The sequence below is a fragment of the Pseudomonas sp. 51_B genome (genome assembly GCF_017491595.1).
Lineage (GTDB): Bacteria > Pseudomonadota > Gammaproteobacteria > Pseudomonadales > Pseudomonadaceae > Aquipseudomonas > Aquipseudomonas promysalinigenes.
Map to the genome: position 1 here is coordinate 119,001 of NZ_JAFGYW010000001.1, position 26,981 is coordinate 145,981.

The window sequence follows — 26,981 nt, forward strand, 5'->3', positions numbered from 1 at the left end:
TGAAATCGGCCGTGGGATCGAGGCGCTGCCTTGCAGCGTTCGGCCCCACGACCGCTCAGGCAAGGGTGCGTCGGCGGCTCAGGCAGACGTAACCCATCATCAGCACACACAGCAAGGTAACCGCCAACAACCCCACCAGCTCCCGACTGTAGCGCGCAACCAGCGCAGGGAAACCGGTGAACTCCCGATAGACTCGGATATCCGCTTCGCCCCCGGCGAAGCTCACGCCTATGCCACCTTGACGGATCTGCGAGTAGTCGGCGTCGAAGTACACCCAGACCTTGCACGCCCCGCCCTTTTCGATCAGAGGTATCAGCACCTGGGCTGTGGCCGCTTCGTACAACGTGTCGTTGCCAGCTGCATCACGTACCTGCACCAGGCCTTTGGCTGGTAGACGTACTTTTACCTCACGCACATCGCTGTCACCCAGGTTCTGCAGGTCGATGAGCAATCCGGTGCGATGATCGACCAGGCCGGCTTCGAAGGGCTTGGCAAACAGTTGCGCATAAGGGGCCTGGGCCATTTCGATCAACTTGTCGATCTGGTATTGATTCAACGCGCCGCCACTGATGCTATTGATCCGTGGCTGCAACTGCTCGTACTTGAGCTGGTCATTGGCCTTGCTGATGCGCTCGCTGAACTGGCTGGGATAGGTCAGGTAGGCGTAGGTCAGCGTCGCCTCGAGCCTTGGCTGGTTTGTGACCAGCACATAGGCCACCAGCAAGACCATCAGGCCAAGCAACATGGCAACCAGGGTTTTGCCGATTTTTTCCCAGCTCAAGAGCGTGCTTCCTTCTGTCACGGCATGAACAATCGATCCGGCGCAAAGGGTGACAAGTTCAACGCCGCCAGGCAAGCCCTCGAAGCCACGCTGCCTGCCGACGTGAAACCGCAAAGGTGACTGACCTGCCCCAGGCGCCGCCGTGGCCGACGGTTGCCTCGCGCTGCCCGGTGTCTGCTGGCGAATCAGAAGCCGAGTGTTGCCGATAGCAGGTAGGTACGCGGGGTGGCCAGGGTCAAGCCAGGCTCGCTATCGTCCGGCGCGCCCGCCGATGCCCAGTAACGTTTGTCCATCAGATTCTCGACATTGGCGCGCAGGGTGACCTCAGTGCTGTCGAGCTTCAACGCATAGCGCGCGCCCACGTCGAATCGTTCCCAGCCGTCGATCCGCTTGCTATTGGCCTGGTCCAGGTACTGGGAGCTGGAATGAATGCCCCGCCCTGTCAGGGTCAAACCGTTGACCCCAGGCACATCCCATTCCACGCCCAGGTTAACGTTGTATCGCGGAGTTGCCGGGGCGCGGTTGCCGTCAAAAGCGCCGTTGACCGTACCGGTCAGCTCGCTGTCGATGAACATCACGCCCCCGAGCACGCGGATACCGTCAAGCGGCTCGCCGAATACACTCAGTTCCACTCCACGATTTTCACGTTTACCGTTGGGGCCGAATACCCGAGACGTGGCATTGGTTTCGTATGCTGGCTGGCGGATGCGGAAGGCACTGGCAGTGAAAGCCACGCGGCCTAGATCATATTTGGCGCCGACTTCGATCTGACGGCTGATGAACGGTGGGAAGATCTGGTCCTCGTTGATCGAAGTCGACGGCGCAATCTTGCCTTGGCTCAAGCCCTCCATATAGTTGGCATAGAGCGAAAGCTGGTCGGTGACCTTGAGCAGCAGGCCAGCGGAAGGCGAAACCTTCTCTTCGTCATACGCTGTATCGCCCTTGACACCATCGCTCCAGTCGTCCACCTGAACCCGTTGCCAGCGAGCGCCCAGGGTCAGCAGCAGTCGATCGTCGACAAAGCCAAGTGTGTCGGCCAGCGCAATCCCGGAGAACCGATTTTCGGTGTAAGCCTCAGCGTCGCTGCGGGTTGGGGTGACCGGTGTTGGGGTAGCGACGGGGTTGTACAGGTTGCTCGGGGCCGTGGCATAGCGTGCGCCGCCGTTGGTGAAGTCCATGTAGAAGTAGCTGGCGGCCAGATTGACTTCATGGCTGACGGGGCCTGTTTGAAACCAGTTGCGCACCCCGGCCATGGCGGTGCGCACCGACTCGTCACGGGTGAAGTCGCGGGGCTGCACGCTGAAGTCACCGGCGTTGTTGATGATCGACACGTTATGGCGCAGGAAATCGTGGTGGCTCTCGCGAGCGCCGACTGCACCGTAGGCCATCAGTGAGTCGCTGATATCGTACTCGGCATTGAATGTGCCGAAGGTGTCGTTGGTGTGCGCCTGGCTCCAGCGCTGCGCATAGTTGTGGCGTACATCGCTGGCACTGGGCACCCTGGCATTGGCCCCGACCAAAACACGCTCCTGGGGGGCGTCGGTGTCACGCTCAGTGTGGCCCAGGTCTGCCGACAGCCGCAGGCGCTCGCCCCTGAAGTCCAGTCCAAGCACGGCCATTTCGCGGTCCACGCGCTGCTGGCCCCACTCGGTATCGCCGCCCTGCTTCACCCCATTGAAGCGCAGGCCGAACTGCTCACCCTCACCGAATCGGCGGCCAACATCCACTGCACCGCCAACTTGGCTATTGGAAGCGTAGCTACCGGTGAACTCGGTGATCGGCGTGTCGCCAGCGCGCTTGGGGACCACGTTAATGGCGCCACCCACGCTGCCCCGCGGCGAAATGCCATTGATCAGCTGGCTTGGGCCTTTGAGAATGTCAACGCGGTCGGCCATCTCCATGTCGATCGAATAGGTCGGCAGGATGCCGTAGAGGCCATTGTAGGACACATCGCTATTGAACAGGCTCAAGCCACGGATGGTGAACTGCTCGAAGCGCCCGCCTGCCGGGTTGGTAGCACGCACCGAGGGGTCGCTGGCCACTACATCGCTCAAGGTGCGAGCCTGTTGGTTCTTCACCAACTCATGGGTGTAGGTGGTCATACTGAAGGGTGTGTCCATGAAGTCGCGCGCACCGAGCAGGCCCTGCGAGCCCTTGCGCGCCACTTGCCCGCCCGCATAAGGCTGGCCGTCGTTGAGCTGGAGCTGGCCGCCGCTGATGTTGGTTGGTGCAATCTCCAGCACACTCGCGTCCTTGGGGGCCGGCACCAGGGTGAACGCCCTCTCGCCTACCGGCTGCAACAGCAGGCCCGTGCCGCGCAGCAATTGCAGGAAGCCTTCGTCCAGGGTGTAACGGCCAGACAAACCTAGGCTTTGCTGGCCACTGACCAAAGCCGGGTCAAGCGACAGGCTCACCCCAGCCTGGTCGGCGAAGCGTGTAAGCGCAGTGCCCAGGCTGCCAGCAGGTACTTCGTAGGTGCGCAGCGCTCGGTCTGCGGCCCATAGTGGTGTGCTGAACAACAGGCTCATGGCGAACCCGGCACGCAGCAAGTGGCGCGTGGAAAGTGGCATTACAGCAGGCATCGAGAAGGCTCCCTAGTGTTCTTCTACCGGTAATGACCGGTGAGAAGAATAAAGGGGACAGCCTTAGCCACGAATTTCTGGCGCCGTCAGGCTTACCCAGTAACGGGTGTGGGTCTGCACATGCAGTGGAAGGCTTGCGGCCAACAGGGCCAACACACGGTCGGTATCATCCAGGCGGAAAGTGCCTGTTACCCGCAACCGTTCCAACTCAGGATCCCAACGCAGCACACCTGGGCGATACCGGCGCAGCTCGTTGAGCAGGTCGCCCAATGGCCGATCGTTCAAGCGCAGCACGCCCTCGCGCCAGCCCAGCAGCAAATCGTCTAGGGCCGCAACACGGCCAGGGCCGTCGGCCCGCACATCGGTTTGCTGGCCCGCTTGCAGCACCACGGCACCGCCACTTAACGGGTACACCGTGGCCTGGCCTTTGACTACCGAGACTCGGCATGCCTGTTCGAACAGGTGCAGGCAAACGTCAGCGCCACTGATAACTACTTGCCCATAAGGCTGCTGCAGTACTTGGTTGCGCCCCTGGGGCACTGCCAAAGCTACCTCGCCACGCAGCAGTTTCACGCTCGCACCTTCAAGGTTCAGATCGACCGCACTATCGGTGTTCAGTTGCAACACCGTACCGTCACTTAGAACCAGCCGTCTGCGCTCGCCGACCGCCGTGTGCACATCGGCGGTCCATGCCTCTAACGGCAATTGCCGGCTCAGCAACCAGGCCGCGGGCGCCAGGGCGGCTAGGCCCAATGCCTGCTTGAGCAAGGCGCGGCGACTGGCCTGGGGGCGGTCTAGGGTAGCCATGGCCAACTCGGGGGGCAATTGCGAAAAGCGCTGGCGCAACTGCTGCGCTTTTTGCCAGGCCTGTTCATGTTCGCTGTTGCTGCCTCGCCATTGCGCCAGGCGCTTGAGGTCGCTCGGGCTAGCCCGACCGGATTCGAGCAATGCCAGCCAGCAGGCAGCTGCGCGTAGGGCCTCGCGCGTCTGGTTCGAATGCGTGTGCATCACAGCTGAGCCAATAGGCAGTGCTCGTAGGCCTGCGCCATGTAACGTTTGACCGTGCGCTCAGAAACACCCAGACGCTCGGCGATTTCGCAGTAGCCCAGGCCTTCTAGCTGACTCCAGAGAAAAGCCCTGCGCACTGCTGGTTTGAGGCCATCGAGCAGTTCATCCAACGCTTGCAGGGTTTCGAGCAGTATCCAGCGCTGCTCGGGCGACGGCAGACTCTGCTCTGGCAAATGTGCCAGTGCCTCGAGGTAGGCCTTCTCGAGGTTGCGCCTTGTGTGAAAGTTGCTGAGCAGTCGTTTGCCTACGGTAAGAAGATAGGCACGGGGTTCGCGAAGCTCGGCCAGGGGCTGAGCGCTAGCGAGCAAGCGCAGGAAGGTGTCCTGGCTGAGGTCTGCGGCATCCCAGGCGTTGCCCATACGCCGGCGCAGCCAGGCCTCCAGCCAACTGCGATGTTCACGGTAAAGATCAGGCAGGCTGTGCTGGGAAGGCGGCGCGGCGTCGACCATGATGAAGCTCGGCAAGTGAAGTAAATGGTAGTGATTCTAATTTACTTTAATCGCCGAGCCAAGACTGAGCGCAGGTGGTGTATGCCGACCTTAACGGGTCGCCACGACGAATAAGCGTGGGAATGGGAGCAATACCTTGCCGTCGGTCGATGGCGGATAGTCACGCTGCATGGCCTGCAGGTACATCTGCAGAAAATCCACCTGCTCGTCAGCCTCGAGTTTGCTCAAGTACGGCCGCAACGCCGAGCCCTTGAACCACTCCACCACTGCCTCGGCGCCACCCTGCAGCGGATGATGATAGGTGGTGCGCCACACGTCGACCCGTGTGCACAGTGGGCTGAGCAGGTCGTAGTAAAAAGCAGCATTGTGCCGCGGTGGAAGGCTGAATTCGCTGAACTTGCCCGCCCAGGGGCCACGCCCGGCGATCTCGCGCAGTTGCCGATGTGCCGGTTCATCAAGGTTGTCCGGGGTTTGCACGGCCAGGCTGCCGCCTTCGTTCAGCTGGCGCACCAGGTGCGGGTACAGCGAGCCGTGGTCGGGCACCCATTGCAGCGAGGCATTGGCCAGAATGAGGTCCTGAGGCTCTGGGGCGGCCCAGCCAGCGATGTCGGCGATCTCGCAGCGCACCCGCGGAATCAGCAAGCGCTTGCGCTGGCGTGCCTTCTCGATCATGTCGGGGTCGCTGTCCAGCGCGACCACCAGCGCATCTGGACAATGCTGCAACAGCACTTCGGTGGAATTGCCCGGCCCGCAGCCCAGATCGGTGGCATGGCGCACCGGCCTTGGCGGCACGGCGGCCAGCAGGTCGCGCACAGCGCGCGTACGTTCATCTTCGAACAGCGAGTACTGGGTGGCGGACCAGGCCATGGGCGGCTCCTTCTGAGGGCGATGCTGTGAGCATACGCCATGTAGCCAAGCCAATGGGCCTGAACTGTGCGCCTATGCTTGTAGTCATTCCCTGTATGCGCATGCCGATGAAAATCTTTCTGGCTCTGGCCATCGTGGCATTGATTGCCGCCGCCGCACTGCTCGGCTCACCCTGGATGAACCAGCGCTTTCACATGCCGGCAGAAAAACACCAGGCCCAGCAACGCGAAACGGCCGGGTCCACGAGGGAGCCGGCCGCTTCCAACAGCGAGTAAGGCTTAGTGCTGCTGCTTGCCAGAGCGGATCTGGTGGACCACGCCCATCGCTACCACCAGGGCAGCGGCGATGCCGGTAGAGATCACCAGAATCTGGTAGTCAGGCATGAAAGCCATGGTCACCAGGGCAGCGATGATGAAAGCGATCACCAGATAAGTCAGCCATGGGAACAGCCACATCTTAAGGCGCACTTCCTTGCCTTCGGCGATCAGCTTGCGGCGCATGCGCAGTTGCGAGAAGGCGATGACCAGGTACACCAACAGGGCAATCATACCGGTGGTGTTCATCAGGGTTTCCAGCACGTCTTTGGGGCGCAGGGTCTCACTGAAGTTGATCAGCGCGCAGACCACCGCCACCATGCAGGAGCCGATGATGGCGTATACCGGCACACCGGTACCGGCGCGGGTGATCTTGAAGAACGATGGCGCATCACCGCGCTGGGCCAGGGAGAACAGCATGCGCGAAGCAGTGTAATGGCCCGAGATCAGGCAACTGCTCACCGACGTCAGCACCACGAAGTTCATCAGCAGTTCAGCGTGCGGCACACCCAACAGCTCCAGGGTGCGGCGGTACGCGCCGTAGCCGGAAACCCCCAGTTGCGGGTCGTTCCATGGCACCAGGCAGACGATCAGGAAGATCGAGCCCACGTAGAACAGGCACACTCGCCATACCACCGAGTTGGTGGCTTTGACGATCTGGGTAGCAGGGTCCTTGGCTTCGGATGCGGCGATGGTGACGATCTCGGCACCCAGGAAGGCGAACATCACCCCAAGCAACGCACCGATCACGGTGGTGATGCCATTGGGCATGAAACCCTCGGCGGTCAGGTGGGTGATGCCCCGCACCTCACCGAACTGCCAGATGTTCATCACTGCGGCGGTACAAACCACCAGGAAGCAGACGATCGCCACGACCTTGATCAGCGCGAACCAGAATTCGAACTCACCGTAGTGCTTGACGTTGAAGAAGTTGACAGTGATCAGCAGCAGCGTGGTGGCCAGCACGAACACGTTGACGCTGACGTCGGGGAAGAAGCCATGGAGGATCTTGCCCGCCACGTACGCTTCCCAGGCCATCAGGATGACCCAGTACCACCAGTACAGCCAGCCGATGGTGAAGCCGGCCCAACGGCCGATGGCACGGTCAGCATAGGTCGAGAACGAGCCGGTGTCGGGCGAGGATGTCGCCATTTCGCCGAGCATGCGCATGATCAGCACCACCAGGATGCCCCCGGCCAGGTAGGCCAGTACGGCCGCTGGACCGGCGCTGTGGATCACGCTGCCGGAGCCGACGAACAAGGCGCCGCCGATCACCCCAGCGATCGACATCATCGTCAGGTGGCGCGACTTGAGCGAGGCACTGAGCTTGCTCTCGTGCTCCCCTTTCGCGGAGGTGGTTGTGGATGTTGCGTCCATCAGTTGTGTACCCCGTGCTTCTTTTTATCCAAGGAAAACTGTGAAACCCCGATGGCTCTCGGTTTCACCTGTACATCAGTGCTAATGCGGGCAGGATGGTGTGCATAGACACACGCAGGCCTTCCATGGCGGCCTGCTGACGCGCCCCAGGTGGCACCTGAGGCGAACTGAACATGCTTTGTGTGGCGCTATCTGCAACCTAATGTAAAAATGTCCGGCGTAGAGAGCCATGCACAGTGGCATGAATCTCGCACTGCACTGTACAGGCCGCCAATGCAATACACCCCATTGGCGCCTGGCGTTCCGCACCCTGAAGGCCCCTAATGTTCGAACTACATCCAGACTCTTCCACGCCGTTGGTCAATCAGATCATCGACGGCCTGCGCGAGCTGATCGATAACCAGACCCTCAAGCCCGGCGCCAAGGTGCCATCTATCCGGGCGTTCGCTGCGAGCTACTCGGTGAGTACCTTTACCGTGGTGGAGGCGTACGACCGGCTGGTGGCTCAAGGTCTGCTGGTGAGCAAGGGCAATGCCGGGTTCTTTGTCAATCGGGCCGCAGCGGAACTGCTGGACACTCACAGCGCTGAGGCCGACGCCACTCGACCATCGTTCAACTCCGAATGGTACCTGCAGCAGATCTTCGAAACCCGCCAGCTGCCATTCAAACCTGGTTGTGGATGGCTGCCCAATGAATGGATGTACGAGGAAGGTTTGCGCCGCGGCCTGCGTCAGGTGGCCGGCAGCCCGCTGGAACTTTCAGGCTACGGCGACCCGATGGGCCTTCCAGAGCTACGGGCGCTGACGGCGCAGAACCTGCAGCAGGAGCTGTCGATCGTCTGCAACCCGGCGCAGCTGATGTTGACCCACGGTGCCAGCCAGGCACTGGACCTGGCCGTGCGCACCTTGGTAAGGCCGGGTGACGTGGTGCTGGTGGACGACCCAGGCTACCCCAATCTGATGAGCATCTTGCGTACCCAAGGGGCAACCCTGGTCGGCGTGCCACGCACCCCGAACGGCTATGACCTCAATCAGCTGGAACAGCTGCTGACCCACCACCGCCCTACCGCGTTCTTCACTCAGCCGCACCTGCATAGCCCGACCTGCTCACGCACCCCGCTGCCACAGCTGCACCGCTTGCTGCAGTTGGCCAGCCAACACGGCTTCCGCCTGGTGGAAAACAACCTGTATGCCGACATGGTCGCCGAGCCGCAACCCTGCCTGGCCAGCCTCGACCATCTGCAGCAGGTGGTGTACGTGGGCAGCTACTCAAAGAGTATTTCGCCCAATGTCCGGGTCGGCTATTTGCTGGCCAACCCGCAGTTGTCACAAAACTTGCTGCACCTGAAGATGCGCTCGGGGCTGACCACGTCGCAGGTGATGGAGCGCGTGGTGTATGCCGCGATCATCGACGGGCGTTGGCGCAAGCACCTCAAGCGTCTGCGCCAGCGGCTGGCCGACGCGCATCAGGCCGTTGGCCGGCATTTACATCGGTTGGGCTTCGAGCTGTTCACCGAATCGGATGAAGGCATGTACATCTGGACCCGGCACCCGGCCATTTTGGACAGTGCTGCTTTGCTGGACGATGCCTTGGAGAAAGGCATCATGCTCGGGCCCGGGCAGTTGTTCATGGTCGATGCCCAGGCCACCGGGTGGATGCGGTTCAATGTGGCGTTCAGTACGGATCCGGCGATGTGGGAGCTTTTGGAGAAAGTGCTGGTCAAGCATGTGAGGCGCGGTGGGGCAAGGTAGCAGCCTTTGCCAAATGGTGCCCACAGCCAGTTGAGCTGTTCAGCCGAAACCAGCAAAAAGGGCGGCACTGCCGCCCAGTAATCAGCAAATGTTTCAGAGCTGTTAGGTTGCCGATTATCGCCAGTCAGCCTTTTGCGCAAAGAACGCCCGCGCATTCGCCTCCAAACTCTCCAGGTGATACCCCCCCTCCTGCACAATCACACATGGCAAACCCAACGCCCGAATCCGCTCACCCAACGCCGCAAACCCCTGCGTCGTCACCGCCACCTTGCTCTGCGGATCCAGCTCATAGATATCGAACCCAAGTGACAACACCAGCACCTGGGCGCCAAAATCCTTCACCGCATCCAGCGCAATCTGCAACTGCCCCATGAAGTCTGCCTCGCTAGCCCCGTGCGCCATCGGCAGGTTGAGGTTGTATCCCGTCCCCGCCCCCCTGCCGCGCTCGCCCTCGAACCCGGCAACTGCAGGGTAGAAGTTGGTCGGGTCACCATGGGTCGACACGTACAGTACATCGTCGCGTTCGTAGAAGATCTCTTGAATCCCCTGCCCGTGGTGCATGTCGGTATCGAGTATCGCTACACGGCTGTAGCGGCTGCGCAGGGCCTGGGCCGCCACGGCAGCATTGTTGATGTAGCAGAATCCACCCGCCGCATCGAACCGCGCATGGTGCCCTGGTGGCCGGCACAAAGCATAGGCCGCCGGCTCACCATCGAGAATGGCCTTGGCGGCAGCCACTGCGCTCTGCGCTGACCAGTAGGCCGAACGCCAGGTATTTTCCCCTATCGGGCAGCTGCCATCAGCCAGATAGCGCCCAGCCTGGGCGAGGATGCCGCGCAGGGCGTTGGGCTCGCGCACGAAGATGTTGGACATCACCTCTTCGCCCCAGTCCTCGGGCACTTCCTTCCAGCGCGCATGGGCCTGTTCGAGAAACGCCAGGTAGGCCTGGCCATGCACTGCCTTCAGCGGCTTTAGGCCTGCGTCTTCGGGCTGGCGGATGTCAAAATCCAGGTCCTTGACGGCGTGGAGCAGATGCCGGGCACGGTCGGGGACTTCCTGTGGGGTACGCATGGCGCCGCGCGAGTAGTAACTGCGCGGATGGTGCAACAGCTGTTCGGGGTGAAAGTAGCAACGCATCAGGCTTCTCCTTGTGCGACCTGGCCGGCGCGCGCCAGCACGGCATTGAGCAGCACGTCGACACCCTGGCGGGCATGCTCGGGCAAGACGTCTTCGGCTTCGTTGTGGCTCAAGCCGCCGACGCAGGGGATGAACACCATCGCCGTCGGGCAATAGCGGGCCAGCAGGATGGCGTCGTGGCCCGCACCGCTGACGATGGACTGTTGCGCGTAGCCCAGGCCGTCCACCGCCTGCTGCACGGCGGCCACGCAGTCAGGGTCGAACGGGGTGGCCGGGCTGGCCCAGTGGCGCTCGATACGAACCTGCAAGCCGCGCTGGCTGGCGATGGCCTGTAGCTTCAAGGCCAGGTCGCGCTCCATGGCCTCGAGGGCGTCGTCGCGGTGGTGGCGCAGGTCGACGGTAAAGCGCAGCACACCGGGGATGGTATTGCGCGAGGACTTGGCGATCGCCAGTTCACCCACGGTGGTCAGGCCGTGCGGCGCATGATCAGCCGCCAACCGCTCGACCGCTTGGATCATCTGCGCAGCACCGTAGAGAGCGTCCTTTCGCAGCGGCATCGGTGTGGTACCGGCGTGAGCGGCCATGCCTTGGACTGTGACGTCCAGCCAGCGGATGGCCTGCCCACCGCTGACCACACCGATGGCCTTGGCATTGTCTTCAAGGATCGGGCCTTGTTCGATATGTGCCTCGAAGTAGGCATCGACCTGGCCGCCCAGCGGGCGCTGACCGGCATAGCCGGTGCGCTGCAACTCGTCGGCGACGCTGATACCATCGGCATCACGTATGGCCAGCGCCTGCTCCAGGGCCAGGGTGCCGGTGAACACCGCCGAGCCGAACATGGCCGGGGTGAAGCGGGCGCCCTCTTCGTTGGTCCACACTGCGATTTCCAGCGGCTTGCGGGTGTGGATTTTTAGGTCGTTGAGGCGGCGCACCACCTCAAGGCCAGCCAGCACCCCATAGACACCATCGAAACGGCCGCCTTCGGGTTGGGTGTCGAGGTGGCTGCCCATCATCACCGGCGCGGCGCCCGAGTCGCTACCGGCGCGGCGCGCGAACAGGTTGCCGATGGCATCCACCGACAGCGTCAGGCCCGCCTCGCGGCACCAGTGGCTGAACAGTTCGCGACCGGCTTTGTCTTCGTCGCTCAGGGCCAGGCGGCAGCTGCCGCCACGGGCCGTGGCGCCGATTTCGGCCATGGCCATCAGGCTAGCCCACAGGCGTTTGCCATTGCTTTTCAACATGTGCGGGTACTCCAGAATCAGGTGGATCGATCAGACCAGCCCCAGGCGCTGGCTACGGGCGTACTGACGCGCCAGGGCGAGCACGCAGACCAGCGAAAGGGTGGCGATCAGCGTGTAGAACACGGCCATCGGCCACCATTGGCCAGTGAAACTGTGGGCCAACCAGGTACCGATCAGCGGGGTCAGGCCACCGGCAAGGGCACCGCACACCTGGTAGGCCAATGAAATCGCGGTATAGCGCACCCGGGTTTCGAACATGCCGCTGACATAGCCGGCGATCACCGCGTAGAACGACGCCATGCACGCTGCAGCCAAGGCGATGCCGAGCACGATCAGCGGGCCTTGGCCGGTGCTGACCAGCACGAACATCGGGTACGGCGAGGCCATTGCCAATCCTGCGACCAAGGCCAGGAAGCGGGTGGCACCAAGCTTTTCCGACAGCCAGGCGGCCAGCGGCTGCACACAGAACTGGATGACGGCCACGAAGAACAGGCATTCGAGGATCAGCGAGCGCTCAAGGTGCAGTTGCTGGGTCGTGTAGCTGATCATGAAGGTGTTGGTGAAATAGACCCCAGCGATACCCAAGGTATTGGCACCCATGCAAAGCAGCAGTGGGCGCCAGGCGGTGCGCAGCACCTCCAGTACTGGCGCCTGCTCGGCGAGTTTGGCTCGGGCCGCCTGCTCGCGGCTGGCGATGAATTCTGGCGACTCGTTGACCCCTAGGCGAATCGCCAGGCCCACCAGCAGCAACAGAGCGCTGGCCAGAAACGGCACACGCCAGCCCCAACTCATCAATTCTGCTTCTGGCAGGCGAGTCACCGCACCAAATGCCAGCAGCGACAAGATCAGGCCTGCCGGGCTGCCCAGCTGGGCGAACGAGGCGAAGAAATTACGCCGGCCCGTGGGCGCATGTTCGCCAGCCATCAACACCGCCCCGCCCCACTCGCCGCCCACGGCGATCCCTTGGACCACGCGCAGGATGATCAGCAGCACCGGAGCGGCAGCGCCGATCTGCGCATAGGTCGGCAACAGGCCGATGCACACGGTGACGATGCCCATCATCAACAGGGTGATAACCAGCGACTTCTTGCGGCCAATGCGGTCGCCCATGTGGCCGAACACGATGCCGCCCAGTGGCCGGGCAAAGAAGCCCACGGCGAAGGTGCCGAACGCGGCCATGGTGCTGAACAGGCTGTTATCGGAGGGGAAAAACAAGGCACCGAACACCAGGGCGGCAGCGGTGGCGTAAATGTAAAAGTCGTACCACTCGATCATGGTACCGATGAATGCGGCGGCGGCAGCGCGGCGCGGCTGGGGCGAAGCGGCGGGCTTCATGGGAGGCTCCTTTGCTTGTTTTTTTGGCAGGAGTTGACGGGGTCACGGTGACGCTCTGGCGGCGCTTGGGCTTGCGGCCGGTGTTGCATGCTTTCGGGGTGAGCTCGCTTGCGCTACGGCGGGCTTGGGGCTTACTCGCGAAGCATCCAACACCAAGGCCACAGGCCTGAATGACGATGATTTATCATCCTGAGGCTATGATTAGTCAATTTTCTATTTATTATTCGAATTATTAGCCCCGCTTATCATCGAGTCTGCCATGCCCGACCGTCTACTCAACGACCGCCTCGATTGGAACCTGCTGCGCACCTTTCGCGTCATCGGCCAAGAGCTGTCCATCAGCCGCGCCGCCGCGCGCCTGCACCTGACCCAACCTGCCGTCAGCCAGGCGCTCAAACGCCTTGAAGAGCAGCTTGGGCGCCAGCTTATCGCTCGCCGAGGCCCACGCTTTGTGTTGACCGAAGTGGGCGAACAGCTTTTTCAACTGGCCGGCGAGGTCTACGGCCAGATGTCACAAATCGGCGGCCTGCTGGAGCAGCCGGCCGATGAACTGGTGGGCAGGGTGCGCTTGCTGATGATCAGCCGCATCGTCAGCGCGCGCTTCGATGACATGCTTGCGGATTTCCACCGGCAGCACCCCAGGGTCGATCTGGAAATCGATGTGATGCGCAGCTCCGACATCGTCGCCGCCCTACAGGAGAAGACTGCCACCGCCGGGCTGAGCCTTTATCGCCGACCGCAGCCACGGCTGGAGCAGCGGCTATTCCTGCGCCAGCGTTATGCGTTTTTCTGCGGCAAGCATCACGCGTTGTTCGGCCAGCCTGAGGGCAACCTGCAGCGGGAGAATTTCGTTAGTTTCACCAGCGACCAGATCGGCGGGATGCTGTCGCCGCTCGCCATCTTCCGCGATCAGCAGGGCTTTTCCGGGCGGATCGTGGCGTCTTCGCCAAGCCTTGAAGAAGTGCGGCGGCTGGTGATTGCCGGGTTCGGCATTGGTTGCCTGCCCGAGCATGTGGTGGCAGCGGATGTAGCGGCTGGTTTGCTGTGGAAACTACCACCGGTGGAGGGCATCGCCGATGTCGATATCCACTTGTTGTGGAACAAAGACCAAAGGTTAAGCCGCGCCGAAGTGCTGTTCATCGAGGCGCTGCAGCACAGCCTGATAGAAACGAATCCTTGAGCCATCCGCAACACTGCACACCGCCAATCCGGCTGAACTTGGATCCACTTGGTCAAAAGAGTATGCTGGCGAAGTAGCCAATTGCCATCATCCAGTTACCCGTCGTAGCTGGCGTTCAAGGACGAAGCTCTGTGCCCAGCCATCCAACCCGCCACACCATCGCCAGACAATGGCAACTGCTCAAACTGCTCCCCGACCGCCATCCCGGAATGAGCTCAACGCAGTTGCAGGCCGCGCTGGCACGGGCTGGGCACAAGACCAGCAAGCGTACCGTGGAGCGCGACCTCAACGAACTGGCAATGCTGTTCCCGCTGCACTGCAATAGCAAAGGCATGCCTTACGGCTGGTACTGGCAGCCCGGCCTTAGCTTGAACGGCGCAGAGCAGCTACAGCCGGACGCGCTTTGCCCATCCCAGCAGATCGAGCTGCATGCCTGGGTCGATGATGGCCTGGCCCGTCGACTGGAAGGCCAGCCGCTGTCCGCTGACATGCATCTTGACCACCAAGATGAAGGCGGAGCAATGCTCGCGGCCACGGTCCAAGACAGCCGAGCGCTGATGGGCTGGCTGCTCTCCCAGGCCAGCTCGATCAAGGTGAAGGCGCCAGAAACGCTGCGCCTGTCATTGATCGCACAGCTTCGCCAGAGCCTGGCCTTGAACGACGAAGGGTATTGACCGATTAGGGTTGCCCCAGGTGCTGCCGCTCGGCCAGCGCAGTGAAATATCATACAGCACGAACCGTACACCCTTACGGTGAGGGGCTAGTGGCATCACTAGCATTGGCACTCCTTCGATCAAGCGAGTGCCATTTCCATGTTCATGAACCCCTCCCGCTACCCTGCGCTGACGCTGCTGTGCGCCAGTGTGCTTGCAAGCCCAGCACTGCTGGCCCTGCCCTTGACCCGCGATAATGGCGCGGTAGTGGGTGAGAATCAGCATTCCCTGACCGCAGGTGCCGCTGGCCCAACCTTGCTGCAGGATGTGCAACTTATCCAGAAGCTGCAACGATTCGACCGCGAACGGATACCCGAGCGTGTGGTGCATGCGCGTGGCACGGGGGCCCATGGCGAGTTCACCGCCACCGAAGACCTGTCTGCACTGACCACAGCGCCGTTATTTACCCCAGGTGAAAAAACGCCAGTGTTCGTGCGCTTTTCATCGGTAGTACATGGCCTGCACTCGCCGGAAACCCTGCGCGACCCGCGCGGTTTTGCCACCCGCTTCTACACTTCGGCGGGCAACTGGGACCTGGTTGGCAACAACTTTCCAACGTTCTTTATCCGCGACGCCATCAAATTCCCGGACATGGTCCATGCCTTCAAGCCAGACCCGCGCAACAACCTGGGCAACGATGCCCGGCGCTTCGACCTGTTCTCGCACATGCCAGAGGCCACTCGCACCCTGACTTTGCTGTACTCCAACGAAGGCACACCGAAAAGCTACCGGTACATGGATGGCAACAGCGTCCATGCCTACAAGTTCGTCAACGCCCAGGGCCAGCCCACCTACGTGAAGTTTCGCTGGAAGAGCCTGCAAGGCCGGGAAAACCTCGACCCCAAGGCTGTTGAACAGATCCAAGGCAAGAACTTCAGTCACATGACCGAAGACTTGGTTGGCGCCATTGCCACTGGCGACTACCCCAAGTGGGACTTGTACATCCAGACACTGCGCCCCGAGCAGCTGGCCGATTTCGATTTCGACCCGCTGGATGCCACCAAAATCTGGCCTGACGTGCCCGAGCGTCGGGTTGGGCAGATGGTACTCAACCGTAATGTCGGCAACTTTTTCCAGGAAACCGAGCAGGTCGCACTGGCACCTTCGAACCTGATCAAGGGCATCGAGCCCTCCGAAGACCGGTTGTTGCAGGGCCGGCTTTTCGCCTATGCCGACACCCAGATGTACCGTGTAGGTGCCAACGCCGGTAGCCTGCCGATCAACCAGCCACGGGTGCGGGTCAACAATGGCAATCAGGACGGTGCGCTGAACCCCAATCGGACCCGCGACATGGTCAACTACCAGCCCAGCCGCCTACAGCCGCGCAGCTCAAGCGACTCGGCGCGCCACAGCCAACTGGCCTTGAGCGGCAGCACTCAGCAACAAGGGATCAGCCGCGAGCAGAACTTCAAGCAGGCCGGTGAGCTTTACCGCGCCTATTCGAAAAGCGAGCAACGCGACCTGGTCAACAGCTTTGGCCAATCGCTGATGGCTGCCGATGACCAGAGCAAGCACATCATCCTGTCATTCCTGTACAAAGCCGATGCCGACTATGGTACTCGGGTAGCGAAGGTAGCTGGCGGCGACTTGAAGCGGGTCAAGATGTTGGCAGCAGACCTGCAGGACTAAGCTGAGCAGCCCCTGACAAACGGGTCCGGTAACTGCCGGGACTGTACCCGGTCCACTTCTTGAACGCTCGGTGGAACGCGCTGGGCTCCTGAAAACCTGCCTGCTCGGCAATTTCAGCGATGCTCAGCGTACCGTCGCGCAGGCGCTCGAAAGCCATTGCGCGGCGCACTTCATCCTTTATCTGCTGATAAGAGCGCCCTTCTCGCTCGAGCTGGCGGCGAAAGGTGCTGGCACTGACCCCTTGCTGCTCGGCCATGACTGCCAATGTCGGCCATTGCCCGTAGTGCCGGGCGCGCAAGTGCCGGTAGACCTTGGCTACCAGGCCGCTGTTATTGCGAAAACGAATGACCAGGCCTTGTGGCGCACTGCGCAAGAAGGTCTTCAATGCTGGCAGGTCTTGTATCACGGGTAAGCGCAGCCATGCACTGTCGAACTCGACCTCGGTACGCCCACTCCCCAGGCGCAGGTCCGGCCCCCACAGCAGCGCGTCATCGTCCTGGGGCGGGCGCGCCACTGCCAGCTCGGTGCGGTCGATGCTGATGCGCCGCCCGGCCAGCCAGCACAACAGCCCGATCACCAGCACCAGATAGGTTTCCTCGGCGTACACCCGGGTCAGCGGGTCGGTGATCTGCGACTGCACGCTGATCACCGCGCGCCCTGCGCGCAGCGTCAGGCTGCCACGCAGGTCGCGAAGGAACAGGGCAAAGCCGCTCATGCACTGGCGCAAGGCCTTTTCCAGGTTCGGCTCATGAATCAAACCACGGCAGATCAGGGCAAAGCTGCCCAGCGGCATGCCGTGGCTATCTAAGCGAAAGAACTCGTCGCCCAGCAGCTCGATCATTTCCAACCACAGGCGGGCGAAAGCCTTGGCCGGCACCCGCCCTTGCGGCTGGCCAAGCACGGCAGGGTCGATGCCCACATCCCGCAGGCGGGCCTGGAGCAGTTCAGGTTGGTCGCGCAAGGCGTGCAGCATGGCATTGAGAAAATACACCGCGACCGTATCGCTATCGCGCATCGCGCAATTCCCTGTCTATGCTGAGTGGCAAAAAATGCCAGGTTGACTGAACAGATCCGGCATAGGCCGCGACGCAGCCTTTGCCTAGACTCGGACCCACCTCGGGGGCCGCCGGCCATTCTCGCAGAGCCTGGCCCACCCCCGCCATGCCTTCGCAATCGGAGCTTCTATGAGTAGCGCAGAAATCTACGTCGTCAGTGCCGTGCGAACCGCCATCGGCGGTTTCGGTGGTAGCCTCAAGGACCTGCCGTTGGCCGAGCTGGCCACCGCCGTAACCCGCGCCGCCATTGAGCGTTCGGGCGTGGCCGCCGAGCAGATCGGCCATGTGGTAATGGCCAATGTCATTCCCACGGAACCTCGCGACGCCTATCTGTCGCGGGTGGCGGCGATGAACGCCGGTATACCCAAGGAAACGCCGGCATTCAATGTCAACCGCCTCTGTGGTTCCGGGTTGCAAGCCATCGTTTCGGCGGCGCAGTGCCTGCTGCTTGGGGATGCCGACGTAGCGCTGGCCGCCGGTGCCGAATCCATGAGCCGTGGCCCATACCTGCTGCCGCAAGCGCGTTGGGGGGCACGCATGGGCGACCTGCAAGGCATCGACTACACCGTTGGCGTGCTGCAGGATCCGTTCGAGCATTTCCACATGGGCATCACCGCAGAAAACGTCGCAGCCCAGCACGGCATCACTCGCCAGATGCAGGACGAGCTGGCCTTGACCAGCCAGCGCCGCGCCGCCCGCGCCCAGGCAGAAGGCCGCTTCGACAGCCAGATCGTGCCGCTGGAGCTGAAAACCCGTAAAGGCACTGTACATTTCGCTGTCGATGAGCACGTACGAGCCGAGGTCACCGCTGAGCAGCTGGCCGGTATGAAGACCGTGTTCAAGAAAGACGGCACTGTCACCGCCGGCAACGCCAGCGGCATCAACGATGGCGCCGCTGGCCTGGTGCTTGCCACTGGCGACGCCGTGCGCCGCCTGGGCCTTAAACCCCTGGCGCGGCTGGTGGCCTATGCCCACGCCGGCGTCGAGCCAGAGCTGATGGGCCTGGGCCCGATCCCAGCGACGCGCAAGGTGCTGGAGAAAGCCGGCTTGAGCGTCGGTGACCTGGACGTGATCGAGTCCAACGAAGCGTTCGCCGCCCAAGCCTGCGCCGTCGCCCGCGAGCTTGGCTTCGATCCGGAGAAGGTCAACCCCAACGGCTCAGGTATTTCCCTTGGCCACCCAGTCGGTGCCACTGGCGCGATCATCGCGACCAAGGCCATCCACGAGCTACAACGCATTCAAGGTCGCTATGCACTGGCCACCATGTGCATCGGCGGTGGCCAAGGCATCGCCGTGGTCTTCGAGCGCGTCTGAGGGGGTGAGCATGACGATTGAACACATTGCCGTCATCGGCGCCGGCACCATGGGCAACGGTATTGCACAAGTGTGTGCGGTGGCTGGCTACGAAGTGCTGCTGGTGGATGTTTCCGACGCCGCGCTGGAGCGCGGCATGAGTACCTTGAGCAAAAACCTGGGGCGTCAGGTGAGCAAGGCCACCCTCAGCGCCGAGCACGCCGAGGCGGCAAAGGCGCGCATCCGCACCAGCACCGACTACTCACAACTGGGTGCCGCGCAACTGGTGATCGAGGCTGCGACCGAAAACCTTCAGCTCAAGCAGCGCATCCTTCAGCAGGTGGCCGCCAATGTGGCGTCCGACTGCCTGATCGCCACCAACACCTCGTCGCTGTCGGTCACCCAGTTGGCCGCCAGCATCGAACACCCCCAACGCTTCATTGGCGTGCACTTTTTCAACCCGGTGCCGATGATGGCCCTGGTCGAGATCATTCGAGGTCTGCAGACCACAGACAGCACCTACGCCCAAGCCCTGTTGGTTACCGAGAAGCTCGGCAAGACCCCGATAACCGCTGGCAACCGCCCAGGTTTTGTAGTCAACCGCATTCTGGTGCCAATGATCAACGAAGCGATCTTCGTCCGACAGGAAGGCCTGGCCAGCGCCGAGGACATCGACACCGGCATGCGCCTGGGCTGCAATCAGCCGATCGGGCCACTGGCCCTGGCCGACCTGATCGGCCTGGATACGCTGCTGGCGATCATGGAGGCTTTTCACGAAGGCTTCAACGACAGCAAATATCGCCCCGCTCCACTGCTCAAGGAAATGGTCGCGGCCGGATGGCTGGGGCGCAAGAGCGGCCGTGGTTTCTTCACTTACTGAGGAGCACGCACCATGCCCCCGGTCACTGCCACGCGCTGTGTCGATTTCGAAGAACGTCGCGACCGGGCCATGGCGCTGTTCGCTGAAAAAGGCTTTGGCCAGGTCAGCATGCGCGAGCTGGCAGCGCATATCGGCCTGACCGCAGGCTCGCTGTATCACCACTTCCCCAGCAAGCAGGACCTGCTGTACGACCTGATCGAGGAACTGTACGAAGAACTGCAGGCGACCCTGGAGCAAGGTCGAAGGGCCATGGCCCGTGGTGAGTCTGCATTGAGTTGCCTGATCGCCGCTCATTGGCAGTTGCACGCAGAACGGCCATTGCAGTTTCGCCTGGCCGAGCGCGACATATGCTGCTTGAGCGAGCAGCAGCAGATGCAGCTGGCTTTATTGCGCGAGCGCTACGAGGCAAGGTTGCTGAGCATGATCGCGCCCCAGGCCAGCCTGCAGGGCGACGCGCGCATGGCAACGGCGCATGTCGTTGCAAACCTGCTCAACCAGTTGCCTGCAATGCTCAAAAGACTGCCGGAACAACAGGGCCTCGGGTTGATGGAAAGCCTGTTGCTGGGCGGCATCGAAAGGACCCTGCGCTAAGCTGTTCAGGCGTTATCGCAGTTGCCCTCGTGAGCCGGCCAGGCGCTTAACGCAACTCGGCCTGGATCTGGGCTCGCAGGGTATCGAGGTTGAACGGCTTGGCCAGAATTGGCGCCTTGCGCGCGATAGGGCTGCCGGACTCCAGGATTTCGGCCGGGTAGCCACTGATGAATATCACCTTGAGGTCCGGGCGCAGCTTCAACGCCGGCTCGGCGATCTCAACCCCGGAGATCCCCCCTGGCAAGCGGAAGTCGGTCACCATCAAATCAAGGTGCGGTTTGCTCGCCAGGATGGCGAACGCCTGTTCACCATCTTCGGCCTCCAGCACGTGATACCCCTCACCTGCCAAGTAATCGCTCAGCATCATGCGGATCGCCGGTTCGTCCTCGACTATCAGGACTACATCTTGTGCATCTTCACTCATGGTAACGCCTTCGAATTCATACAGTTGGCCATCAGACCCCAAGCTCAAGCAGAGGTTGCCCGCAGCTGGTCGTTTTGCTCTATTTCACCTGCCAGGGGTAGTTGCAGAGTGAAGGTGGCACCTTTGCCCTCCTCACTTTGCACCTGAATGCGCCCCCCATGGGCATGGACGATTTGTTCGGAAATGTACAACCCCAGCCCCAGCCCAGCGCTGGACTGTTGACTGGCCACACGCTCGAACTGCTGGAAGATCCGCTGCTGGTTCACCGCGCTGATGCCGATGCCTTGGTCCTGGACCTGCACCCAAGCTAGACCCGCTTGCTCGAACACCCTCACCCGCACGGGCTTACGGTTGCCATAACGCAGCGCGTTGGACAACAAATTGGCCAGCACTTGCTCAATGCGAAACTCATCCCACTCACCCTGCAGGGCCTCACAGGCCTGCAATTCGATGTGCGTACCCAGCGCCGTCGCCTGCGCCTCGAAGTTTTCCACCAGGGCGCGTACCAATTGACCGAGATCGAACGCCTTCGGGCGCAGCGACAGCTTGCCGGTGCGAATTCGCGAAACGTCGAGCATGTCCTCGATCAGGCGAATCAGGCTGTTGATCTGGCGCTCGTCACGCTCGACCATGGCCTTGAGTTTCTCGGGGCTGAAGGCGGCGAGATTGCCACGCGCCAGGTGCATCTTGCGCAGCTGGGTTTCCAGTATCAGGCCGTTGAGCGGGGTACGCACTTCATGGGCGACGATGGACATGAAGTCGTCTCGCATGCGCACTGCATGCTCAAGCTCGCCCCGCGCCACTTGCAACTGATCCAGCAGCAGTGCCTGCTCCTGGCGGCTGCGCTCGATCGCCTGCAACTGACGATCGAGAACCTTGCGCTGGCGATACAAATCGACGAACACCGACACCTTGCTTTTAACTGCCTGGGTGTCCAGGGGCTTGTGCAGGAAGTCCACGGCGCCGCTTTCGTAACCTTTGAAGGCGTAGTTCATTTCACGCCCCGCCGCAGAAACGAACACGATAGGGATGTTGCGGGTCTTTTCCGTGCCGCGCATCAGTTCGGCCAGTTCGAAGCCGTTCATGCCAGGCATCTGCACATCGAGAATGGCCAGGGCGAATTCGTGCTCGAGCAACAGCGTCAACGCTGCGTCCGCCGATTGCGCCTCATGCACTTCGCGGTCATCGCCATGGATGAGGGCGGCGAGTGCCAGCAGATTCTCCGGCAGGTCGTCGACGATCAGCAGTTTGGCAGTGGTGTGGCTTAGCATGCGCTGGTTTCCAGGGTAGCGAGCAACTGTGCGATACCGCTCAGAGAAAGAATGAGGTCGGGCGTATGCAGGGCCAATGCGGCCTCCGGCATCAACGCGACCTGTGCGTCACGAGGGTCCTGGACAATGGTCCGGCCGCCGCTGTTCTTGATGTACGCGAGCCCTTGAGCGCCGTCCTGGTTTGCCCCGGTCAGCAACACACCGAGCAAGCCACGGCCAAACACGTCAGCGGCCGAGGTGAAAAGGAAGTCGATCGCCGGACGGGAAAAATGCACTGGATCTTCCTGGCTCAGCGACAGGGTAAGGTCGGCTTCCACCGACAAATGATAGCCCGGCCCGGCCACATAGATCAGCCCCGGAGCAATCGCTTGCTTGTCGCACGCCTGGAGCACCGGCCGCAGCAAGCGCCGCTGCAGCACCTCGGCCAGTTGGCTGTGACGGTCGTCTGGCAGGTGCAGCACGCACAGCACCGGTATGTCGAAATCGGCGGGCAAGCCACCGAGCACCGTAAACAGGGCAGCAACGCCACCTGCCGAGGCACCGATCACCACCGCTTCTACGCCCTTCATGATTTGCGGTAGATCCGTTCTGGCTTGACCAACGGCTCGAAACACTCGCTATAAGCCGAAAAGTCTACCGACTCCTTGCTTCCCAATACCAAAAAACCGCGGTGGCACAAGGATTCGTGAAACAGCCCGAAGGCGCGGTCCTGCAAGGTCTTGTTGAAGTAGATCAGCACGTTGCGACACGACACCAGCTGGGTTTCGGAAAACACACTGTCGGTGGCCAGGCTATGGTCCGCGAAGGTCACATTCTCGCGCAGGCTGCCGTCCATGATGGCGTTGCCGTAAGCGGCCGTGTAGTACTCGGCAAAATCACGGCGCCCTCCCGCCAGGCGGTAGTTTTCTTCGTACTCGCGCATGCTCTGCATCGAGTAGATGCCTTGCTTGGCGCGGTCCAAAGAATGCGGGTTGATGTCGGTTGCGTAAATGATGGTGCGCTCCAGCAGGCCCTCTTCGCGCAGCAGGATGGCCATCGAATAGACCTCTTCGCCTGTACTGCAGCCGGCGATCCACACTTTGATCGACGGCCAGGTGCGCAGCAGCGGAACTACCTCCTGGCGCAGTGCCAGGAAGTGGCTCGGGTCGCGGAACATTTCGCTGACCGGGATGGTGAGATATTGCAGCAACTGCATGAAAACACCGGAGTCGTGCAGTACCCGCTCCTGCAGCGCCGATACCGTGAGGCAGTCGAACTGGCGCAATGCATGAAGAATCCGACGCTTGATGGAGGCGCCAGAGTAGTTGCGAAAATCGTAGCTGTACTTGAGGTAGATCGCCTCGATCAGCAGCCTGATCTCGATGTCGGTGTTGCGTTCGCTAGTCAAATTCGCTCCAGTTGCGGCAACCATACGCGGATCAACGAGAACAGGCGGTCCAGGTCAATCGGTTTGGCCAAATAATCGTTGGCACCGGCCTGCAGGCAACGATGCTGGTCGTCTTTCATCGCCTTGGCCGTGACCGCGATGATCGGCAGTTTGCGCCAGCGCGCTTGCTGGCGGATCAGCCGGGTGGCCTCAAAGCCGTCCATCTCCGGCATCATCACGTCCATCAGCACCAGGTCGATGTCCTCGTGCTGCTCCAGACGCTCGATGGCCTCACGCCCGTTGCGTCCGATTTCGACGATAGCGCCCTTGTGCTCCAAAGCGCTGGTGAGGGCGAAGATGTTGCGCACATCGTCGTCCACCAGCAACACCTTGCGGCCTTCGAACACCTTGTCACGGCTGCGCGCGGTCTTGAGCATGCGCTGACGTTCATGGGACAGCTGCGACTCGACTTTGTGCAGGAACAGGGTCACTTCATCGAGCAGGCGCTCCGGCGAACGCGCGCCTTTGATGATGATCGAGCGCGAGTACTTGAGTAGGTCGGCCTCTTCTTCGCGGGTGAGATTACGCCCGGTGTAGACGATCACTGGCGGGAACGAACGGATGTCCTCGGCCGTCATGCGCTTGAGCAACTCATTGCCAAGCATGTCGGGCAGCTTGAGGTCGATGATCATGCAGTCGTAGATGTTCTCGCGCAGCAGTGCCAGCGCCTCCTGGGCCATGCCCACGGCGGTGATTTCGACGTCATCGTCACCGATCAGACGAGCAATGCTTTCGCGCTGCAGGTCGTCGTCTTCGACCAGCAGAATGTGCTTGAGCTTCTGGGTCAGTTTGGCCTCCAGGCGGGCGAAGACCTCCTTGAGCTCCTCGCGGCTGGTTGGCTTGACCGCGTAACCCACTGCCCCCATGTGCATGGCGGCTTCGACACGGTCTTCTACCGAAATGATATGAACCGGAATGTGCCGCGTGCTGGGCTGCTCCTTGAGGCGCTGCAGCACAGTCAGCCCGGAGTGGTCCGGCAGGCGCATGTCCAGCAGAACCGCGTCGGGGACGAACTGTGCGGCCAATTCGAAGCCTTCGTCAGCGGCCTGCGCTACCAGGCAGCTGTAACCCAGCTCGTGGGCCAGGTCGAAGAGGATGCGCGCAAAATTCGGCTCATCCTCGATCACCAAGATGCAACGGTTGCTGAAAGGCGCTCGGCCGCGGTCGTCGGTAAAGTCGACCAACGGGCGGTGGATCAACGCTGGCGCGCCCACTTTCGGCGCAGGCGGTAGGCAATCGACGGCAGGGCGCAAGCTCAGAGCTTCGACCTCCTCGTCCTGTGCCTCATAGCGCGCCGGTAGCGTCAGGCTGAACACGCTGCCTTGGCCTGGACTGCTCTGGACGCTGATCGTCCCACCCAGCAAGTGCGCCAGGTCTCGCGAGATCGAAAGGCCCAAACCAGTGCCGCCATAACGTCTGTTGCTGGTGCCGTCGACCTGGTGGAACGCACCGAAGATCGCTTCCTGCTGGTCGCCGGCGATGCCAATGCCCGAGTCGCGCACCGCAAATATGATGCCGGCGTCGGCCTGATAGGTGATGCCGAGGCTAACCTGGCCCTGCTCGGTGAACTTGAGGGCGTTGGACAGCAGGTTCTTGAGGATCTGCTCCACGCGCTGGCGGTCGGTGAACAGCGTGGCAGGCACCTGCGGCCCGACCGTTATCTCAAAGCTCAGGCCCTTCTGCTCGGCCACCGGCAGGAACATGCCGCGCAACCCTTCGACCAAGCGTTCGAGCTGGGTGGTTTCCGGGCGAACTTCCAGCTTGCCGGCCTCGACCTTGGCGATATCGAGGATGTCATTGATCAGGTTCAGCAGGTCGTTGCCGGCCGAATAGATGGAGTCGGCAAACTTGACCTGTTCAGCGCTGAGGTTGCCCTCACCGTTCTCGGCCAGCAGCTTGGCCAGAATCAGCGAGCTGTTGAGCGGCGTGCGCAACTCATGAGACATGTTGGCGAGGAATTCGGACTTGTACCTGCTCGAGCGCTGCAGGTCGTCGGCACGAGCCTGCAGCTCGTCCTGAGCCTGACGCAGTTCATCGTTCTTGCGGTCCAGAGCCTCGGTGCGTTCGGACAACTGCTCGTTGGTCTGCTCAAGCTCGGCCTGCTGAGTTTCCAGGTGGGCCTGCGACTCCTTGAGTACCCGCGACTGCTCTTCGAGCTCCTCGTTGGCGGTCTTGAGTTCTTCCTGCTGCACCTGCAGCTCCTCGTTGAGCTGCTGGGTCTCGGCAAGCACTTCCTGCAGGCGCTGGCGATAGCGAGCGCTTTCGATCGAGATCCCGAGGTTCTCAGTGACGCGCTCCATGAACTCGTCGTCACGCGCTTGCAGCGGGCGCAGGAAACCAAGCTCGACTACACCGTTGATCTGCCCATCATGACGGGCCGGCATCAACAGGGCGCCACGCGGCAACCCATCGCCAAGGCCTGTGCTGAGCCGATAGTAATCCTGCGGCAAGTCGTCCAGGCGCAGCAGGCGCGCCTCGCGCACAGCCTGTGCCAATAAGCCGTCATGGTCACCGAGGACCTGCTGGCGGGCCTGCTCCTCGGCCGCCAAACCATAGCTGGCTACGCGGACCAGTCGGCCGTGTTCATCGCGCACGTATACCGCACCGACCACACTGCCGAGGTAGGTCGCGAAGAATCGCAGGATATTCTCACCCAGCATCGGTAGCGTCAGTTGGCCTAGTACCTGCTCAGCCAGTTGCGTCTGGCCGTTGCGTAGCCAGGCCTGGTGTTCCAGACGTTCGGCCGAACGCTGCTGCGCCTGCAGGTTCTTGGTATAGCTGTCAGACAGGGCGAGCAGATCGCGACGGCCCAGGTATGCGAGCAAGGCGCTCAGCCCGACAATCAGCAGCACGAAGATGGAGATAGCCGTGACAGTGACAGTGCCAACTTTCTCGGTGCGGGTCATACGCAGCTGTTGCTCGGTACCGATCAGATCGTCGAACTGCTTGCGGATTTCATCCGTGATGCGCTTGCCGCGGCCGTTGCCTACCGATGCGCGGTAGTCACCGCCATTGCGACGCTGGCTGATCATTTCGCCACCGAAAGCGTTCCAGGCATCTTGCAATGCGATCAACCGGTCGATCCGGTCAACCTGCTGAGGGTTGTCCTTTACCATGTCCCGCAGGCTGCGCAGGCTGCCGAGAATGCGCGGCTTGGCAACCTCGTAAGGGTCCAGGAAACGCTCATCGCCAGTGATCAGAAAACCGCGCATGCCGGTTTCCATGTCGATCGAGAGCTTGACCGTTTCGTTGGCATTGCCGATCACTCGATCGGTGTGCTCGACCCATTGCATGGCCGACAGTAGGTAGCTGATCACCGCGACGAAGGCCACGGCGCCCAGCAGGCCGACCCCAAGCGGAAGACCAACATTACGGCTCAGCAGCTTGCGAAAGCTTTGCTGGTCCATCGAGGCTGCTTGAATCATCTGAAAACGCCCGCGCGAAAAAAAGTCCATGGATAGATTGTGGCGGCTACTGCCGGTGCTCGCCTACCGTAGCGCTCACCACGTAGCCGGCGAGTTTAACGCGCACAAGCGCCGCCGGCAGGGCATTTAGCCAGTATTTGAAGGCGACGTGTTCGAATCGTTCCATCTAAATGTCACAATCGCTATTCTCGG

At 61.7% G+C, this 26,981-nt stretch carries 23 protein-coding genes; 8 read left to right on the plus strand and 15 right to left on the minus strand.

Translation table 11 applies throughout. From position 1 onward, the window contains the following. Positions 1 to 55: 55 nt before the first annotated feature. The 5 genes from J5M56_RS00555 to tam all read right to left on the minus strand — a co-directional run bounded on the left by J5M56_RS00555 (position 56) and on the right by tam (position 5,747). Positions 56 to 781 carry a hypothetical protein gene (locus tag J5M56_RS00555; RefSeq protein WP_207869028.1) on the minus strand — a complete coding sequence of 242 codons (726 nt, stop codon included), beginning with the start codon at positions 779 to 781 and terminating at the stop codon, positions 56 to 58. A gap of 185 nt (positions 782 to 966) precedes the next feature. After that, positions 967 to 3,363, minus strand: coding sequence for a TonB-dependent receptor (locus tag J5M56_RS00560; protein WP_207869030.1), 2,397 nt, complete (start codon positions 3,361 to 3,363; stop codon positions 967 to 969). 63 nt (positions 3,364 to 3,426) lie between these two features. After that, entirely contained in the window at positions 3,427 to 4,371 is a 945-nt protein-coding gene (locus J5M56_RS00565; protein ID WP_207869032.1) for a FecR domain-containing protein, read from the minus strand. After that, entirely contained in the window at positions 4,371 to 4,880 is a 510-nt protein-coding gene (locus J5M56_RS00570; RefSeq protein WP_060479122.1) for a sigma-70 family RNA polymerase sigma factor, read from the minus strand. Before J5M56_RS00570 ends, J5M56_RS00565 begins: the two co-directional genes overlap by 1 nt. Positions 4,881 to 4,970: 90 nt before the next feature. Next, entirely contained in the window at positions 4,971 to 5,747 is a 777-nt protein-coding gene (tam, locus tag J5M56_RS00575) for a trans-aconitate 2-methyltransferase (RefSeq protein WP_207869034.1), read from the minus strand. A 95-nt stretch (positions 5,748 to 5,842) separates the two neighbouring features. Between tam and J5M56_RS00580 the strand changes: the two genes are divergently transcribed. Then, positions 5,843 to 6,022, plus strand: coding sequence for a hypothetical protein (locus tag J5M56_RS00580; protein WP_060479124.1), 180 nt, complete (start codon positions 5,843 to 5,845; stop codon positions 6,020 to 6,022). A gap of 3 nt (positions 6,023 to 6,025) precedes the next feature. Here the strand turns inward: J5M56_RS00580 and J5M56_RS00585 are convergent, their stop codons facing one another. Beyond that, on the minus strand, positions 6,026 to 7,438 hold the full coding sequence (locus J5M56_RS00585; protein WP_060479125.1) for an amino acid permease: 1,413 nt from the start codon (positions 7,436 to 7,438) through the stop codon (positions 6,026 to 6,028). A 323-nt stretch (positions 7,439 to 7,761) separates the two neighbouring features. Between J5M56_RS00585 and J5M56_RS00590 the strand changes: the two genes are divergently transcribed. Further along, complete coding sequence (locus J5M56_RS00590; RefSeq protein ID WP_207869038.1) at positions 7,762 to 9,189, plus strand: PLP-dependent aminotransferase family protein; 1,428 nt, start codon at positions 7,762 to 7,764, stop codon at positions 9,187 to 9,189. Positions 9,190 to 9,303: 114 nt separating this feature from the next. Here the strand turns inward: J5M56_RS00590 and J5M56_RS00595 are convergent, their stop codons facing one another. From J5M56_RS00595 to J5M56_RS00605, 3 genes are read right to left on the minus strand one after another with little or no spacing between them, the layout of a single operon-like run. Then, a complete protein-coding gene (locus tag J5M56_RS00595; RefSeq protein WP_186477017.1) occupies positions 9,304 to 10,326 on the minus strand; it encodes a histone deacetylase family protein in 1,023 nt (340 codons plus the stop codon). Further along, a complete protein-coding gene (locus J5M56_RS00600; protein WP_207869040.1) occupies positions 10,326 to 11,567 on the minus strand; it encodes a Zn-dependent hydrolase in 1,242 nt (413 codons plus the stop codon). Before J5M56_RS00600 ends, J5M56_RS00595 begins: the two co-directional genes overlap by 1 nt. A gap of 30 nt (positions 11,568 to 11,597) precedes the next feature. After that, positions 11,598 to 12,902 (minus strand): MFS transporter, encoded by a 1,305-nt coding sequence (locus J5M56_RS00605; RefSeq protein WP_207869042.1) that lies wholly within the window; start codon positions 12,900 to 12,902, stop codon positions 11,598 to 11,600. Positions 12,903 to 13,161: 259 nt separating this feature from the next. On the opposite strand from J5M56_RS00605, the gene J5M56_RS00610 reads away from it, so the two are divergent. The 3 genes from J5M56_RS00610 (at position 13,162) to J5M56_RS00620 (ending at position 16,424) form a co-directional block, all read left to right on the plus strand. Then, the gene (locus tag J5M56_RS00610; RefSeq protein WP_186477014.1) at positions 13,162 to 14,082 is read left to right on the plus strand and encodes a LysR family transcriptional regulator; all 921 of its coding nucleotides are present in this window, start codon (positions 13,162 to 13,164) and stop codon (positions 14,080 to 14,082) included. 131 nt (positions 14,083 to 14,213) lie between these two features. Continuing rightward, positions 14,214 to 14,756: a WYL domain-containing protein gene (locus J5M56_RS00615; protein WP_207869044.1), complete on the plus strand. Its 543-nt coding sequence runs from the start codon at positions 14,214 to 14,216 to the stop codon at positions 14,754 to 14,756. Positions 14,757 to 14,900: 144 nt separating this feature from the next. Then, the gene (locus J5M56_RS00620) at positions 14,901 to 16,424 is read left to right on the plus strand and encodes a catalase (protein WP_207869633.1); all 1,524 of its coding nucleotides are present in this window, start codon (positions 14,901 to 14,903) and stop codon (positions 16,422 to 16,424) included. On the opposite strand, the gene J5M56_RS00625 is transcribed toward J5M56_RS00620, so the two are convergent. Continuing rightward, positions 16,393 to 17,439: an AraC family transcriptional regulator gene (locus tag J5M56_RS00625; RefSeq protein ID WP_207869046.1), complete on the minus strand. Its 1,047-nt coding sequence runs from the start codon at positions 17,437 to 17,439 to the stop codon at positions 16,393 to 16,395. The genes J5M56_RS00620 and J5M56_RS00625 overlap by 32 nt on opposite strands. Before the next feature lie 169 nt (positions 17,440 to 17,608). Here J5M56_RS00625 and J5M56_RS00630 point away from each other — a divergent pair, with 169 nt between their 5' ends. From J5M56_RS00630 to J5M56_RS00640, 3 genes are read left to right on the plus strand one after another with little or no spacing between them, the layout of a single operon-like run. Continuing rightward, on the plus strand, positions 17,609 to 18,793 hold the full coding sequence (locus J5M56_RS00630) for an acetyl-CoA C-acyltransferase family protein (RefSeq protein WP_207869048.1): 1,185 nt from the start codon (positions 17,609 to 17,611) through the stop codon (positions 18,791 to 18,793). A gap of 10 nt (positions 18,794 to 18,803) precedes the next feature. Continuing rightward, the gene (locus tag J5M56_RS00635; RefSeq protein ID WP_186477010.1) at positions 18,804 to 19,652 is read left to right on the plus strand and encodes a 3-hydroxybutyryl-CoA dehydrogenase; all 849 of its coding nucleotides are present in this window, start codon (positions 18,804 to 18,806) and stop codon (positions 19,650 to 19,652) included. 12 nt (positions 19,653 to 19,664) lie between these two features. Further along, a complete protein-coding gene (locus J5M56_RS00640; protein ID WP_207869050.1) occupies positions 19,665 to 20,243 on the plus strand; it encodes a TetR/AcrR family transcriptional regulator in 579 nt (192 codons plus the stop codon). A 46-nt stretch (positions 20,244 to 20,289) separates the two neighbouring features. On the opposite strand, the gene J5M56_RS00645 is transcribed toward J5M56_RS00640, so the two are convergent. The 5 genes from J5M56_RS00645 to J5M56_RS00665 are packed head-to-tail and all read right to left on the minus strand — an operon-like array spanning position 20,290 to position 26,789. Next, positions 20,290 to 20,667, minus strand: coding sequence for a response regulator (locus tag J5M56_RS00645; RefSeq protein ID WP_060479143.1), 378 nt, complete (start codon positions 20,665 to 20,667; stop codon positions 20,290 to 20,292). A gap of 44 nt (positions 20,668 to 20,711) precedes the next feature. Further along, positions 20,712 to 21,938: a hybrid sensor histidine kinase/response regulator gene (locus J5M56_RS00650; RefSeq protein WP_207869052.1), complete on the minus strand. Its 1,227-nt coding sequence runs from the start codon at positions 21,936 to 21,938 to the stop codon at positions 20,712 to 20,714. Then, entirely contained in the window at positions 21,932 to 22,507 is a 576-nt protein-coding gene (locus J5M56_RS00655; protein WP_186477007.1) for a chemotaxis protein CheB, read from the minus strand. The genes J5M56_RS00650 and J5M56_RS00655 overlap by 7 nt, the downstream gene beginning before the upstream one ends. After that, a complete protein-coding gene (locus J5M56_RS00660) occupies positions 22,504 to 23,325 on the minus strand; it encodes a protein-glutamate O-methyltransferase CheR (RefSeq protein WP_060479138.1) in 822 nt (273 codons plus the stop codon). The genes J5M56_RS00655 and J5M56_RS00660 overlap by 4 nt, the downstream gene beginning before the upstream one ends. After that, positions 23,322 to 26,789 (minus strand): response regulator, encoded by a 3,468-nt coding sequence (locus J5M56_RS00665; RefSeq protein ID WP_207869053.1) that lies wholly within the window; start codon positions 26,787 to 26,789, stop codon positions 23,322 to 23,324. The genes J5M56_RS00660 and J5M56_RS00665 overlap by 4 nt, the downstream gene beginning before the upstream one ends. Positions 26,790 to 26,981 lie beyond the last annotated feature (192 nt).